This is a genomic window from Rodentibacter myodis (genome assembly GCF_001999305.1).
GTDB lineage: Bacteria > Pseudomonadota > Gammaproteobacteria > Enterobacterales > Pasteurellaceae > Rodentibacter > Rodentibacter myodis.
Genome location: NZ_MLHQ01000011.1, coordinates 16,326 through 30,978 on the forward strand (window position 1 = coordinate 16,326; position 14,653 = coordinate 30,978).

Consider the following 14,653-nt stretch of genomic DNA (forward strand, 5'->3'; position numbering starts at 1 on the left):
CTAATTAATCAGTATATATTTAGAAAAAATTTAACAAAAACCATTAAATATTAGAAACTCACCTTTTTATAGTTGGCATTATTTTTAAACATACCTAGACTAGAAAAGCATTATCTTTAGGGGGTATTTTTTATGCAATTTATAAAAACCGTCCTCGTTGGCATTGGGCAAATTTTTTTGCAAGAAAATGGTTTATCGGGGCTTATCATTTGTATCGCGATGTTTTTTAGCCACTGGACATTAGGCATTGGTTGTTTACTTGGTGCCGGCATTGGCACGCTTATTGCGATGATACTTCGCTATCCTCAAAATGAAATCAAACAAGGACTATACGGTTTCAACGCCAGCCTTGCCTTTATGTGTACGATGTTTACATTCGGATTAAAAGAAACCTCCCTGCTTATTTTCTGCCTTGGCGTTGTGAGTGCTGTGGTTGCCACAATCATTATGCGGGAATTTAGCAAAAGAAATTGGGTTGCCTACACTTTTCCTTTTGTGATCACCTGTTGGATTTTTTGTTGGGGCGTAGCACAGATTGGCGTATTCGGCTTATCGCAAACCACACCAAACTTGGTCGATCACACCGCAACATTAGATTCCATTAACCAACCTTTCTATGCTTGGGCAGAAGTCAACTTCGGTGCAAGTTTAATCACGGGTTTACTTTTATTTATTGCCATTGCGATCAGCTCGCCCATTGCCGCCCTTTGGGGAATGACAGCAACAATCATTAGCCCTTTTATCGCCGCCTGCCTGTTTAAGATTGAACCAAATCAACTTGCAAACGGTATTTATAGCTTTTCAGCAATTTTAGTGGCTTGTGCCTTTGCCGGTCATCGACTGCGTGATTTTGTGTATGTGATCTGCGGCATTATTCTCGCCATTTTGATTCAATTTGTTATAGCGCAAACCGGCTTAGCCCCTTATACTATCGGCTTTATAATTTCGGCTTGGCTTGTTTTGGGCATTAAAAACAAAGTTGATCACAGCAAGTTGAGTTCTAAAAAATTCACTACTCTCTTTAATCCTAAATAATTTTGATGAAATAAAAGAAGGTCAATATGCATTTAACATCCAGAGAACAAGAAAAGTTAATGCTTTTCCTCGCCGGTGAATTGGCGGCAAAACGCAAAGCCCGTGGCGTAAAATTAAATTATCCGGAAGCCATTGCCTATATCGCCAGCCACTTGCAAGAGGCGGCACGTGATGGAATGACGGTAGCAGAAGTAATGCAATACGGTGCAACGCTTTTAACCGTTGATGATGTAATGGAAGGTATTCCGGAAATGGTACACGAAGTCCAAATCGAAGCCACCTTTCCGGACGGCACAAAACTTGTTACCGTGCATAATCCCATTAGATAATTTTTAACAACAGCGGAAAGGAATACCCTTCCATTTATGAAGAAATTAAAGCAGAAAACGGTTACAACGCAGTGATAAAACTTAGCGAAAAATGACCGCACTTTCCGCTCTCTCTCAGCAAATAAAAAAATATAACAAGGAACAAAAACGATGATTCCGGGTGAATACAAATTAGCAAACGGTGATATTCACGCCAATGTAGGGCGTAAAACCGTAAAAATTGATGTCGTCAATAAGGGGGATCGCCCAATTCAAGTCGGCTCACACTACCATTTTTTTGAAACCAATAATGCCCTCGAATTTGACCGCACTTTAGCCCGCGGTATGCGTTTAAATGTGCCTTCGGGTAATGCGGTACGCTTTGAACCCGGTGAAGCCAAAACGGTGGAGCTGGTGGCATTTGGCGGAAACCAAGTAATTTACGGTTTTCATAACGAAATTGATGGCAAATTATAGGGGGCAAAAATGGCATTAATCATTCCAAGATCCCAATATGTGGCAACTTACGGCCCAACGGTGGGCGATAGCGTGCGTTTGGGCGATACCGATTTATGGGCGACTATTGAACAAGATTTACTCACCAAAGGGGATGAATGTAAATTCGGTGGCGGCAAAAGTGTGCGTGACGGTATGGCACAATCAGGCACGGCAACCCGTGATAATCCGAATGTGTTGGATTTTGTCATCACCAACGTGATGATTATTGATGCCAAACTCGGCATCATCAAAGCCGACATCGGCATTCGTGACGGGCGTATTGTGGGAATCGGTCAAGCCGGCAATCCGGATACGATGGATGGCGTGACTCCAAATATGATTATCGGGGCAAGTACCGAAGTGCATAACGGCACAAATTTAATTGCCACCGCCGGCGGAATTGACACCCACATTCATTTTATTTGCCCTCAACAAGCACAACACGCCATTGAAAACGGCACAACTACGCTGATTGGTGGCGGTACAGGCCCGGCAGACGGCACTCACGCTACCACCTGCACGCCCGGTGCGTGGAATTTACAACGTATGTTCCAAGCGGCAGAAGCCTTGCCTGTCAACGTGGGCTTCTTCGGTAAAGGCAACTGCTCTACTCTTGAACCTTTAAGAGAACAAATCCGTGCCGGTGCATTAGGTTTAAAAATTCACGAAGACTGGGGAGCAACGCCTGCCGTTATTGATGCTGCATTAAAAGTGGCGGATGAAATGGATGTGCAAGTCGCCATTCATACCGACACCCTCAATGAGGGTGGTTTCTTGGAAGACACAATGAAAGCCATTGACGGACGTGTCATCCACACCTTTCACACCGAAGGTGCTGGCGGTGGACACGCACCGGACATCATTAAAGCGGCAATGTATCCGAATGTTCTCCCTGCTTCGACCAACCCAACCCGTCCGTTCACCGTAAATACCATTGACGAACATTTAGATATGCTGATGGTTTGTCACCATTTAGATAAACGCGTACCGGAAGATGTGGCATTTGCCGATAGCCGCATTCGCCCGGAAACCATTGCAGCGGAAGATATTCTGCACGACATCGGCGTGTTTTCCATTATGAGTTCCGACTCGCAAGCAATGGGACGCGTGGGCGAAGTGGTTACCCGTACTTGGCAAACGGCGGACAAAATGAAAGCACAACGAGGTGAATTGGGAAATGAAGGCAACGACAATTTCCGTATTAAACGCTACATTGCCAAATACACCATTAATCCTGCGATTGCCCACGGTATCGCCGATCACGTTGGCTCGCTCGAAGTAGGCAAAATTGCTGACATTGTTTTGTGGAAACCAATGTTCTTTGGCGTAAAACCCGAAACCGTGATTAAAAAAGGCTTTATCAGCTACGCGAAAATGGGCGATCCAAATGCCTCCATCCCAACACCACAACCGGTGTTCTACCGCCCAATGTATGGCAATCAAGGGGCGGCAACCGCACAAACAGCCGTGGTATTCGTCTCCGAAGCCGGCAAACAAGCCGATATTCAAACCCAATACGGCTTACAAAAAGAACTCATTGCTGTCAAAGGCTGCCGTCATATCGGTAAAAAAGATCTCGTACACAACAACGCCACACCGGAAATCACAGTCGATCCGGAACGCTATGAAGTGCGTGTAAACGGTGAACTTATCACCTGCGAACCGGCAGAAAAAGTCCCACTGGCACAGCGGTATTTTATGTTCTAATTTGTTGGTATGAATTCGTTCTTAAAGAACAATTCTCTTTTGCCGCTAAATTATTTGATCCCAAAGATAACGCAATGTCTTTGGGATCATTACGGAAGACAATATGAAAATCCTTAACCCAATCCTTCCCATTATGGACACCATCTTGGGCAATTTAACCGATCTTCAAAATGAAGGAAAAATCACTACACAAACCATTGAACGTGTGGCGTTGCAGTGGTATGAAAGTAAACGCAATATTCTACGTAAAACCACCGATAAAGGGCGTGAGGTGGCGTTCCGTTTGCTCAAAGAAGGGCAACGATTAAAACACGATGATGTGGTCTTTATTAGTGATGTTCTGGTGATTGCCATTGAAATTTTGCCAAGCGAAGTCATTGTACTCTCGCCCAAAACCTTGCCGGAAATGGCGCGGGCTTGTTATGAAATCGGCAATAAACATTCGCCCCTCTTTTTAGACGGTGATGAAGTTACACTGCCTTACGACAAGCCGATGTTTGAATGGTTGCAAGCGGCAGGATTTAATCCGCAAAAAGCAGAACGCCGTTTAAGCCAAGCATTGCGGGCAAACTCCGCCCAAGGTCACGGACATTCCCATAGCCACGATCATACACATTCGCACGGTGGCTACCATCACCACGGAGACGGAAATTGGCATCAACATTAAATCGCAGTCTGGCGGATCTCGGTGCGTTATTGCATTTGGTTGATCCCACTCTGCCAATCGGTGGCTTTAATCATTCCAACGGTTTGGAAACCTTCGTTCAGCAGCGAATTGTAGAAAGCAAAGCCACGCTTGAAGAATACGTGCAAACCCAGTTATTACAAAACTGGATTTATAATGACGGTGCCTATCTTTCCCTTGCCTTTGAGGCAATGGAAAATCAAGATTTTGACCGTTTATGTGAATTAGATTGGTTGCTTTCTGCCACCAAAGTTGCCCGAGAAAGTCGAGAAGGCAGTTTTAAATTAGGCGTGCGATTGCTCAAAATTTTCATTCGTTATGAAAATCATCCTTTGCTTGCAGCCTACCAACAAGCCATTACGGAAAAACAGGTGCAAGGCTACTTCCCTATCGTCTTCGCAATGATTGCACAAGCAATGGGCTTAACCAAACCCGATACCCTCTACGCTTTTTACTACAATGCGGCAGTTGGTGCGATTACCAATGGCGTAAAACTAATCCCTTTAAGCCAAATGGACGGACAGGATATTTTGTTTGATCTACGTCAGGCATTACAACAGGCGGTAGAATTAAGTTTAAATCCCGATCCTGATTGGCTGGGGGCTGCAACCCTTGCCTGCGATATTCGCGCAATGCAACACGAACAGCTTTATACAAGGCTTTATATGTCCTAAGTGCGGTCATTTTTAAAAACATTTTTATAAAGGAAAAATAATGCGTAACTACATTAAAATTGGCGTAGCCGGCCCTGTGGGGGCAGGCAAAACCGCATTAATCGAAAAATTAACCCGTGAAATTGCAAATAGATATAGTGTCGCGGTGATCACCAATGACATTTACACGCAAGAAGATGCGGAATTTTTAACGAAAAACAGTTTACTTCCACCGGAGCGAATTATGGGGGTGGAAACCGGCGGTTGCCCGCATACGGCAATTCGTGAAGATGCCTCAATGAATTTGGAAGCCGTGGATGAAATGGTGGCACGTTTTCCTGATGTGGAAATTGTGTTTATTGAATCGGGCGGTGACAATTTATCGGCAACCTTCAGCCCTGATTTAGCCGATGTTACCATTTTCGTTATTGATGTGGCACAGGGTGAAAAAATTCCACGTAAAGGCGGCCCGGGCATTACCCGTTCCGATTTGCTTGTGATTAATAAAACCGATCTTGCCCCCTTTGTCGGGGCGGATTTAAGCGTAATGGAACGGGATGCACGCCGTATGCGTAATGGTCAACCATTTATTTTCACCAATTTAATGAAAAAAGAAAATTTAGAGGGTGTGATTGGTTGGATTGAAAAATATGCCCTATTGAAAAATGTGGAAGAACCAAAGGCTTTAGTAAGATAAAGAACGACTTCCCCACAAAAAGAAAGCAGGAAATTTGACATTAAAATAGGTTGTCAAAGGATATTTTTACAAAGCCTATAAAATCTATTTGTAGGGACGCGATGCTCGCGTCCATATCAAAATCAATGGGGTAATACGAAGGACGCCAGCGTGGCGTCCCTACGATCACGTTATTTGATTTTTGTCCGGTTATACAAAATACAGCAAAATTTCTTTTCTCTTAATATCGTCATCAAATTTCCCTGTTCTTCTTTCTAAATCGTGGTGTTTTTTACGGATTAAAACGATGAACAGCAAACTCAAACTTTCCACCAAACTTTCTTCCAATGGCACAACCCAACTTGCCGAATATTTTGCAACGCCACCATTCAAAGTGATGACGTTGCCGAATTATTCCGGTAGTTGGTTGAAGGGATTAAACGCAATGCAAATGTCTTCCTCACCGGGCGTATTGGCAGGGGATCGGTTGGATATTCAAATTTCTTTGGCAAAATCTACCGCACTTTCACTGAATACGCAGGCGTTTACCCGCGTGCAGGCAATGAATGAAGGCGACAGTGCCGAGCAAATCACCCATATTCAACTTGCGGCACAAAGTCGTTTGTTCTATTTGCCACATCCTTTGGTGTTGCATAAAGATTCGGCGTTCAAGCAAAAAACCTTAATTGAAATGCAAGAAAACAGTGAGCTGATTTACGGTGAAATTGTGGCAATTGGGCGGGTGTTGAATGAGGAACGTTTTGCCTTTCGCCATTTTTCCTCACACCTAAAAATTGATGTGTTGCAAAATGGAAAGGGGAAACGCCCCCTTGTATCCGATTGCATTCAATGGCTGCCTTCGCAAATGAATCTGACGGCGTTAAGCCAAATGGAAAATTATTCTCACCAAGGTTCGCTTACGTATTTGAATCTAAGCAAAAGTGCGGTGGAATTAAAAGGTATTTTGCAAACCATTCACGCACAGATTGCGGAAGAAAAAAGTATGTTGGTTGGCGCATCGCTTTTAAACGAATCGGGCATTATGGTGCGTGTGTTAGGACACCGTGCCGAACAAATCCAAGATCTTTTTCAAGATCTCGCAAAACATTTCCAATCAGCGGATGAATAAAATCAAAAGGGGCAGATAACACTGCCCTTTTCCTTATACTTCTATGTATTCCAACGGTGGCAATTTCATTGCCGATAAAAGCTGTTCCGCCATAGCTTTATGGCTCAAGGTTGTTGGGCGTTCAGCCATCACTACACGCAAAATATTTTCTGTTTTTTGGTTATTCAAATAAGCGAAATTTAACGCGGTTTGCAATGCCGGTAAACTCGGATTGAAAGCGGCATTTTCGGCATATCGTCCGCTAATGATTTTCCCATTGTTAAATAAAATCGCCACACCCTGTGGGCTTTTGGAATAAGGGCAATGGGATTGATTCGCCGCTAAAATGGCTTGATAAGTTAGTTCATCCGAATTTTTCATTTCTAAATGATGATCTTCTTTCGCCAATAAAGGGATCGTAATGCCTAAATCATTCGGGCCGAAAGCATCGGGCAAATAGTGATGCAAAGCATTATTCAAGCGGTGCGGAAGGTGAATTTTTAACTGTGCCGCACCGTGCAATTCATTCATAAATTGGCGGCAATGTCCGCAAGGTGTATAGTTCACCACCACATCCGATATGCGTTTTTCACCACGTAACCACGCGTGACTAATCGCACTTTGCTCGGCGTGAATGGTTTGGTGAATGGCTGTTTCGGCAAATTCTTGGTTTGCCCCAAAATAAAAATCCCCCATCTCCCCTATGGCAATCGCCCCCACGTTAAAATGAGAGATCGCCGTATGGCTATAACAGGCGGCAACCGGCAATAAATGTAACGCCAATTTTATGGGCGTTAATTCAAAATCCCGACAAAGCTCCATTACTTGTCGATGATTCAAAAAACCGGCATATTGTCCGCTTTCAAGTTCTTCCGTAATAGCCTGATTTAATGGGATATCCTGTGGCAATGCGTGTTTAATCAATTCTTGCATATCCTCTCCTTAAAAAACGATGGAAAATTTAACCGCACTTATTGTAGCTCAAAATATCGCTAAAAATGATGATTTCTTCCCCGAGGTAAAAATGAATAAAGATTGTTAATTAATTGTTAAAATCTTACTTGACGGCTATTTTGATATTTATTGCCTATCAATATTATCCGATAAAGTTGCTTTATCCCCCATTTTTATTGTGTATAATACGCCACATCTAGCATAACAAGGTTAGAGAGAAAATTGATTCACAATATAAAGAGGAAAATATTATGTCAAAAACAGCTATTGGACTAGATAAAGCACAATCTGCAGAATTAGCAGGCAAATTAAACGACTTACTCGCTACCTATCAAGTTTTCTACACCAACGTGCGTGGTTATCACTGGAACATTAAAGGTGTAAACTTCTTTGAATTGCACGCAAAATTTGAAGAAATCTATAACGATTTGATCACTAAAGTCGATGAAGTGGCAGAACGTATCCTCACTTTAGGTTACACGCCGAACAACGGTTACAGCCAATATTTAAAAGTTTCCCGTGTTCAAGAAGATATTGCCGTAAGCAATGCGCAAGATTGTTTATCCGGTATCTTATCAGGCTTAAAAACGTTACTTGAACAACAACGTGAAATTCTTGAGCTTGCCGGAGAAGCAGGCGATGAAGGTACAAGCTCACAAATGAGCGATTACATCAAAGAGCAAGAAAAATTGGTATGGATGTTCCAAGCCGCTTGCCAAACCTGCCACGCTTAATTTGAAATAAATAAAACAAAACCTGCCAATTGGCAGGTTTTTTTGTTTAGATCGCTTTATCAAAATATAGTGCCACGCCACTTTGTGCCGACATTTTTTCCAAATAAGCCATCACTTTCGGCGGAAATTGAACATCTCGCACGCAGGTTAAATTGCGTAGCATTGGGAAGATCAAAATATCTTCCAATGAAAGTGTGCCGTTTAAAGCATTATCGGATTGAATGAGTAATGCTAAACCTTCAAGATCCGGTTGCAAGCGAGCCACATATTGCGCTGTTTCCGCTAAATTTTGTTGGAAATCCCCCACAAATTCCGTTTTCTTTTTCGTGAAATAATCTACCGCACTTTGGGTTTCAAATTCAGGTAGCCCCAATTTTACAAAGCGTGGGGTTAACAAATGATTGTAATAACTCCCCACCTTTTTCATCCATGCTTCAATTTCAGGACGAACCTGATCGGAAAGGATTTTTTCACCAAAATGTTGATCTACATAATGCACAATATCCAAACTTTCCGGCATTGCCGTGCCATCCTCTTTAATCAAAATAGGCACTACTTTTTTCCCCACTAAACCAATCGGTGTGGCTTCGTCATCGTTCGCTAAAACAGACAATTCAAAAGGCAGATTTTTTAACCCAAAAATCATTCTGGCACGCACACAAAATGGGCAATGATCGTAAATGTATAATTTCATATTAATCTCCTGTTTGTAGTAAATTTTCTAATAATTTTCCTAATCCGCTTTGTCGTTTTACCGTTTGGCGTACCGCCATTTTCCAAATTTTTTCATTGGCAAAGAGGGTTAATTCTTTTTTGGCACGGGTTACGCCGGTAAACACCAATTCGCGGGAAAGTACCGGATTTGACTCTGTGGGTAACACCATTAAGGTGTGATCAAATTCCGATCCCTGCGATTTATGAATAGTCATAATAAAAGCCGGTTCGTGAGCCGGAATACGCGCCGTCAGCACTTCCCGATTGCCAAACCACACTTTACCATTTGCCAAGCATAAGCCAATATCACCATTATACAAGCGGACATTATGGTCGTTTTCGGTAATCATTATTGGCTTGCCAATATACCAATCCTGCTCGTGGCGAAACCAAAGTAAATTTTCCCGGCGTAACGCCAGTGCAATTTCCCGATTTAAATTTTCCACACCTAACGGGCTGTTACGAAGTCCGGTCAAAAATCCTGTTGCATTAAAAATTGCCTGAATACTTTCCGCATAGGTTTTGCCTTGCCCGTTCAAGGCATTGAAATCAATATGCCGTTTCCGCAATGCTTGCAATTCCGTTAAATAAACACGGTAATTTTCCACCGCACTTTTCACCACCTGTTGCACAAATTCATCTTCGCCTTGTGTCGAATCAAAAGCATTAAAATGCAATGCTTGCGGATATTCGGCAAATAGTCTAAGACTCTCTTCCCCTCTCCCCCACTGAATTTGTTCCGCCAATTTGCCAATGCCGGAATCTTTATCAAAACGGCGGCTAAACGTGAGATGGCATAAACAATCACGCATTGGATTAAAGGAAGGTGAACTCGGTACATCATAGCCTGTGGTTCGGCGTAAATAATCGGCTTGTTCATCACTATAAGGCAGCGTTGCCCATTGTGCCAATTCGCCCAGCACCGCACCGGCTTCTACAGAGGCAAGTTGTGCCTGATCGCCCAATAAAATCAAGCGGGTTTCCGGTTTTAGGGCATTCATTAATTTCGCCATCAGCGGTAAATCGATCATTGAGGTTTCGTCCACCACAAGCACATCCAACTGCAACGGATTTCGGGCATTATGACGTGTACGATCATTAAAAGCATTCACCCCAAGCAGGCTATGCAAGGTTTCGGCTTTTTGTGGAATGGATTGAATTAAGTCCGCCGCCAACCCCATAGACTGTTGCAATGATTTTAAGGCATATTGAATTGACTCCTCCAAACGTGAAGCGGCTTTTCCTGTCGGCGCAACTAATTTGATGTGTAATTTGTGTTCGTACAATTCTTGCAATACCAATAATAAGCGTGTCACCGTGGTGGTTTTGCCTGTCCCCGGTCCACCGGTAATCACGGTAAAAGGACTTTTGATTGCCGTGGCAACGGCGACTTTCTGCCAATCAATTTCCTTTGTGTTTTGTGGGAAATATGCCGTTAATTTTTGCCGAATAACCTCATCGGAAAACGCCAAAGTGCGGTTATTTTTCAAGGTGTTTTTAATGTAGTGTGCGACACGATATTCATCCTGCCAAATGCGATAAAAATACAAGGCATTAAATTGAAAAACCAAAGGGGCAGTTTGTGCAATGGGATCTTGCGTAAAAGCGATATGTCCACATAACGCCTTTTGCCATTGCGGTGGTGGTAGAAAACCTATTTTTTGCTGAATTTCTGCCGAATAATCCTTTTCGGTGGAACGATAGCCCAAGCCGAAAGGATGTTTGACGGCGCAATCATCAAGATCAACACAGGTATTTCCCTGTCCATATTGCCAACTGCAAAGGGCAGCAAGGAAAACGGCGAGATTTTTCACGCTTTCGGGCAAATCCGCCGGCTGTTTATCCGCAATTAATTTTGCAAAATAATAATCTCCGTGGCTGATAATGCCCTGTTCGTTCAATGCTTGTAGCAGGTTTAACATTAAAATGCCCCCTCTAATTCATTAATCAGTTGCACCTTCGGGCGATCAAAAAACACACCGGATTGTGCTTCACCATTCATTCCACGCAAGAAAAGGTAAAACACGCCGCCAAAATCCCGTTCGTAATCATAATTGCTATCCACACTTTTCAAATAACGGTGTAATGCCAAGGTATAAAGCAAATATTGCCAATCATAATGATGATGTAACATTGCCTTTTCTAAGGCTTTTGGGTGGTAATCCGCCAAGGTTTCACCAAGAAAATTCGATTTATAATCCAGCAAATAATATTTACCTTGGTGACGAAACACCAAATCAATTGTGCCACGTACCATTCCTCGAATCTCTTCAAATTGCAACATTTCAGCGGGGAAATGATGATGTGTCTGCAAGGCGTGGTTAAAGACATTCACATCAAAATACTCCCGAATGGATAAATAAAAGGGCATTTCTTTAATGCAATCCACTTTTGCCAGTTCGGCAAGTTTTATCGGTATTGTTGCGGATAATGGGGTTTGTGAAATTTGCTCGAACCATTGTTTTAACGGCTCAATAAAGGTTTCATCAAGCTGTAATTCTTGGCTGAGTTTTGTGATTGCCGTGTTGTTATTTAAGGCATTAAAATCGTTTTTTTCTAAATAACGGTGAAGCACCGTTCCCACTTGCGTACCACGTGGAAGGTCTAAAATCTCGGTATTTTTTTCCGTAGAAAGTGCGGTCAAGATTTCGGGCATATTTTCTTGCGTATCATAATCTTTTGCCTCATCAAAAATAACGGATTTTTTCACCGCACTTTCCTGCACATAATGCGCCCAACGATGAGCCTGTTCAATGGCTGTAAAACTGGTTACCCGCCAATTTTGTTCGATCTCACCATAAAATTTGGCGGCAGCAAGATCATCTTCTTTCGTAGCAAAAGATAAAGGCGGTAACGCATTTAATGTGTCTGCCGACTCAATCCGCACACTTCCCATTTTAGCCTGAAATTTTGCAAGTAATGGCTTGCTGTCATAGTCTTTCGATAATGCGAGGTTGTTGCCAATTTCACCTTGCGTGAGTACATAAAGCAACGGATTCCATTTATTCTCAAATTGGGTCGGCAATGCAAATGCCATCTGATATTTCGCACGGGTTAAGGCAACATACAGTAAGCGTAATTCTTCCGCCAACGTTTCTTGATTCAGCTCGTTTAAATGGCGATTTTGCATATCCCATAAAATCGCATCTTGTTCTTTGGAATAATAAAGATTAATGTCTTTTGCCGTTTTGCCTGCTTTACTTGGATCACGGCTCGGCACGCCTAAAAACGGCAACCAAACCAAATCATATTCCAGCCCCTTAGATTTATGAATGGTGACGATTTTCACCAACTGCCGTTCACTTTCTAAGCGAATTTGAGCCTCTTGTCTGCCCTCGCCTTGGATTTGTTTTTCAAACCAACTTAGTAATGCCGCCTCACTCTCATTCAAGGTTGCTGCTTGTTGAAGAATCTCTGCAAGGTGTAAAAAATCCGTTAAATCACGTTCACCACTCGGCTGGTTCAATAAACGCGCTGCAATGCCTTGTTCTAACAAAATTTGATGTAACATTGGCAACACGCCTTGCCGTTGCCACATTTGTTGGTATTCTGCAAAACTATCCGCCCAGCGTTGCCAATCCGGATCACTGTGATGAATCTGATGAATTTCTGCGGCATTTAAGCCAAAAAGTGCGGTCGCAATTGCATTTAAAATCGGGCGTTCTGCCACATTCAAGCAGGCTTTTAACACAAGCACCAATTCTTTCGCCACCGGACTGTCAAATACGCTGTTTTGATCGGAAAGATAAACGGCGGCAATGCCTAATTGTTGCAGTTCATTTTTCACTAATGCCGCTTCGTTTTTATCCCGCACTAACACGGCAATATTGGCGGCTTGTAATGGTTTGCTTTCCTGTTCCCCTTTAAAAATCGCCTGATTTTCAACCGCACTTTTCAACCAATGCTGAATGGAAACGGCACAAGTGCGTGCTAAGGCGGTTTTATCTAAATTTTTACCGTCATTTTCTGTTAAATAAAAACGATACGCCGGCTCACATTCATCGTTCAAATAAAATTGAGGATGATCGTCTCGCGCACCTACCGCTGAAAATTCGATATTGTCATAAATAAAGGGTGCGTTATCAAAATCAAATAAAGTATTCACCCCTTCCACGACCCGTTTTTCCGAACGGTAGTTTTTGATTAAGTTAAACCGTTCATCCGCCTGCGCCGCCGCTTTCAAATAGGTAAAAATATCCGCGCCACGGAAGCGATAAATCGCCTGTTTCGGATCGCCAATCATAATAAAGCCAATATTTTCCGCCTGTGGTTCCCGATAAACTTTTGAGAAAATTTGGTATTGTTGTGCATCCGTATCCTGAAACTCATCAATCATTGCAAAGGGATATTGAAAGCGGATCATTTCCGCCAGTTGATCGCCCTGCCCGTGTTGCAAGGCTTCACAAAGCAACCGCAATAAATCATCAAAGGATTTTTCTTGATGATTTTGTTTATATTCAAGCAATTTTTGTTGAATACCTTGGCGATAATGATAAAGCGTGATCTTCTTGAGTAATTCGGGATCAACCAAAGTCTTCACCCGTTCTTCCAATTCGGCAAAAATAGGAAATTCAAAAGGCGTTGCCCCTTCTTCCCCCTTTTGCGTCAATATTGATTGAAAAAAGTACTTTTCTAAGGTTTGATGAACAAGATAATCCCGAGGGGAATTCGCCCATTCGGTGATTTGCTCAAGCCAATTTTCTAAACGGGTGGTGTTATATGTTTTGCGGCTTAAGGATTTCGGCGTACCTTTTGCATATTTTTTCGTGATTTCATTGGTAATCAGTTCACGAATTTTTTCGACATTTTCCAACCAAAGGGTTTTCAATTCCTTTATCGTCTGAAAATAGCCCTCTATATTTTTCTGTAAAAATTCATCAACGGACAAAGATAAGGCTTGAGGATTCTCTATTTCTACCTGTACATTTTTGTCTAAATCCGCTTTTAAAATGCCTAACACAGCATCTGGCGAACCCAATTCCCTAGCGATAAAATTTGCGGTTTCAAAGGAAACGGGATAAAAATGCTCACGCCAAAATTCATTGGCAAATCGTTTTAATAAATCCGATTGATCTTTCAACAATTCCAAATTGAAATGAACGCCGGAATTAAAGGCATATTGCATTAACATTCGGCGGCAAAAACCGTGAATGGTGAAAATAGCGGCAAGATCCATATTTTGCTCGGCGAGTTTTAAACGCTGAATGGCAAGGGGAAGATTATCGAGGGTATTGCAAAGTGCGGTCAGAAATTCATCCTTTTTAAAGGCAGCAATGTCTTTTGTTTCGGCATAATTCGACAATTTTTGAATGGCATCGGTAATACGTTCGCGGATTTTTTGTTTTAATTCTTCCGTTGCCATTTCCGTAAATGTCACCACTAAAATTTCTTCCACATTCAAAGGGCGGAAAAAATTGTTCCCACCGGCTTGTAACAAAAGTCGAAGATATAAAGAACCGATGGTGTAAGTTTTTCCCGTACCGGCTGAAGCCTCAATAAGACTAACTTGATTTAAAGGCAATGTGACAGGGTTAAGCGGCGTTGTTTTTTTCATAATATGACCGAGGCTGAATTGAATGGC

The 14,653-nt window shown here is 42.4% G+C and carries 13 protein-coding genes; 9 read left to right on the top strand and 4 right to left on the bottom strand.

The features are described 5' to 3' along the window. The first annotated feature begins 132 nt into the window (after positions 1-132). From BKL49_RS04970 to BKL49_RS05005, 8 genes are all read left to right on the top strand, one after another. The gene (locus BKL49_RS04970) at positions 133-1,035 is read left to right on the top strand and encodes an urea transporter (protein ID WP_077423514.1); all 903 of its coding nucleotides are present in this window, start codon (positions 133-135) and stop codon (positions 1,033-1,035) included. Between the two features lie 26 nt (positions 1,036-1,061). Next, entirely contained in the window at positions 1,062-1,364 is a 303-nt protein-coding gene (gene ureA, locus BKL49_RS04975; RefSeq protein WP_077423515.1) for an urease subunit gamma, read from the top strand. 150 nt (positions 1,365-1,514) lie between these two features. After that, on the top strand, positions 1,515-1,820 hold the full coding sequence (ureB, locus tag BKL49_RS04980; protein ID WP_077423516.1) for an urease subunit beta: 306 nt from the start codon (positions 1,515-1,517) through the stop codon (positions 1,818-1,820). Between the two features lie 9 nt (positions 1,821-1,829). Next, positions 1,830-3,548, top strand: coding sequence for an urease subunit alpha (gene ureC / locus BKL49_RS04985; RefSeq protein ID WP_077423517.1), 1,719 nt, complete (start codon positions 1,830-1,832; stop codon positions 3,546-3,548). Between the two features lie 103 nt (positions 3,549-3,651). After that, entirely contained in the window at positions 3,652-4,215 is a 564-nt protein-coding gene (gene ureE, locus BKL49_RS04990) for an urease accessory protein UreE (RefSeq protein WP_077423518.1), read from the top strand. Further along, positions 4,200-4,907, top strand: coding sequence for an urease accessory protein UreF (locus BKL49_RS04995; RefSeq protein WP_077423519.1), 708 nt, complete (start codon positions 4,200-4,202; stop codon positions 4,905-4,907). Before ureE ends, BKL49_RS04995 begins: the two co-directional genes overlap by 16 nt. Before the next feature lie 40 nt (positions 4,908-4,947). Beyond that, entirely contained in the window at positions 4,948-5,583 is a 636-nt protein-coding gene (gene ureG / locus BKL49_RS05000; RefSeq protein ID WP_077423520.1) for an urease accessory protein UreG, read from the top strand. A 286-nt stretch (positions 5,584-5,869) separates the two neighbouring features. Then, entirely contained in the window at positions 5,870-6,691 is an 822-nt protein-coding gene (locus tag BKL49_RS05005) for an urease accessory protein UreD (protein WP_077423521.1), read from the top strand. Between the two features lie 33 nt (positions 6,692-6,724). Here the strand turns inward: BKL49_RS05005 and cdd are convergent, their stop codons facing one another. Beyond that, positions 6,725-7,603, bottom strand: a complete 879-nt coding sequence (cdd, locus tag BKL49_RS05010; RefSeq protein ID WP_077423522.1) for a cytidine deaminase — start codon at positions 7,601-7,603, stop codon at positions 6,725-6,727. A gap of 272 nt (positions 7,604-7,875) precedes the next feature. Between cdd and BKL49_RS05015 the strand changes: the two genes are divergently transcribed. Further along, entirely contained in the window at positions 7,876-8,358 is a 483-nt protein-coding gene (locus BKL49_RS05015) for a Dps family protein (RefSeq protein WP_077423523.1), read from the top strand. Between the two features lie 46 nt (positions 8,359-8,404). Here the strand turns inward: BKL49_RS05015 and grxB are convergent, their stop codons facing one another. Genes grxB through recB form a run of 3 tightly spaced genes read right to left on the bottom strand, consistent with a single transcriptional unit; the run spans position 8,405 to position 14,626 of the window. Beyond that, complete coding sequence (gene grxB / locus BKL49_RS05020; RefSeq protein ID WP_077423524.1) at positions 8,405-9,052, bottom strand: glutaredoxin 2; 648 nt, start codon at positions 9,050-9,052, stop codon at positions 8,405-8,407. A 1-nt stretch (position 9,053) separates the two neighbouring features. Continuing rightward, a complete protein-coding gene (gene recD, locus BKL49_RS05025) occupies positions 9,054-10,994 on the bottom strand; it encodes an exodeoxyribonuclease V subunit alpha (protein WP_077423525.1) in 1,941 nt (646 codons plus the stop codon). Continuing rightward, positions 10,994-14,626, bottom strand: coding sequence for an exodeoxyribonuclease V subunit beta (gene recB / locus BKL49_RS05030; RefSeq protein WP_077423526.1), 3,633 nt, complete (start codon positions 14,624-14,626; stop codon positions 10,994-10,996). Before recB ends, recD begins: the two co-directional genes overlap by 1 nt. Between the last annotated feature and the right edge of the window lie 27 nt (positions 14,627-14,653).

Coding starts and splice junctions, on each gene's coding strand:
- grxB (WP_077423524.1), bottom strand. CDS start 9,052: ATGAAATTATACATTTACGATCATTGCCCATTTTGTGTGCGTGCCAGA.
- ureG (WP_077423520.1), top strand. CDS start 4,948: ATGCGTAACTACATTAAAATTGGCGTAGCCGGCCCTGTGGGGGCAGGC.
- BKL49_RS05005 (WP_077423521.1), top strand. CDS start 5,870: ATGAACAGCAAACTCAAACTTTCCACCAAACTTTCTTCCAATGGCACA.
- ureC (WP_077423517.1), top strand. CDS start 1,830: ATGGCATTAATCATTCCAAGATCCCAATATGTGGCAACTTACGGCCCA.
- recD (WP_077423525.1), bottom strand. CDS start 10,994: ATGTTAAACCTGCTACAAGCATTGAACGAACAGGGCATTATCAGCCAC.
- recB (WP_077423526.1), bottom strand. CDS start 14,626: ATGAAAAAAACAACGCCGCTTAACCCTGTCACATTGCCTTTAAATCAA.
- BKL49_RS05015 (WP_077423523.1), top strand. CDS start 7,876: ATGTCAAAAACAGCTATTGGACTAGATAAAGCACAATCTGCAGAATTA.
- BKL49_RS04970 (WP_077423514.1), top strand. CDS start 133: ATGCAATTTATAAAAACCGTCCTCGTTGGCATTGGGCAAATTTTTTTG.
- ureE (WP_077423518.1), top strand. CDS start 3,652: ATGAAAATCCTTAACCCAATCCTTCCCATTATGGACACCATCTTGGGC.
- ureA (WP_077423515.1), top strand. CDS start 1,062: ATGCATTTAACATCCAGAGAACAAGAAAAGTTAATGCTTTTCCTCGCC.
- ureB (WP_077423516.1), top strand. CDS start 1,515: ATGATTCCGGGTGAATACAAATTAGCAAACGGTGATATTCACGCCAAT.
- cdd (WP_077423522.1), bottom strand. CDS start 7,603: ATGCAAGAATTGATTAAACACGCATTGCCACAGGATATCCCATTAAAT.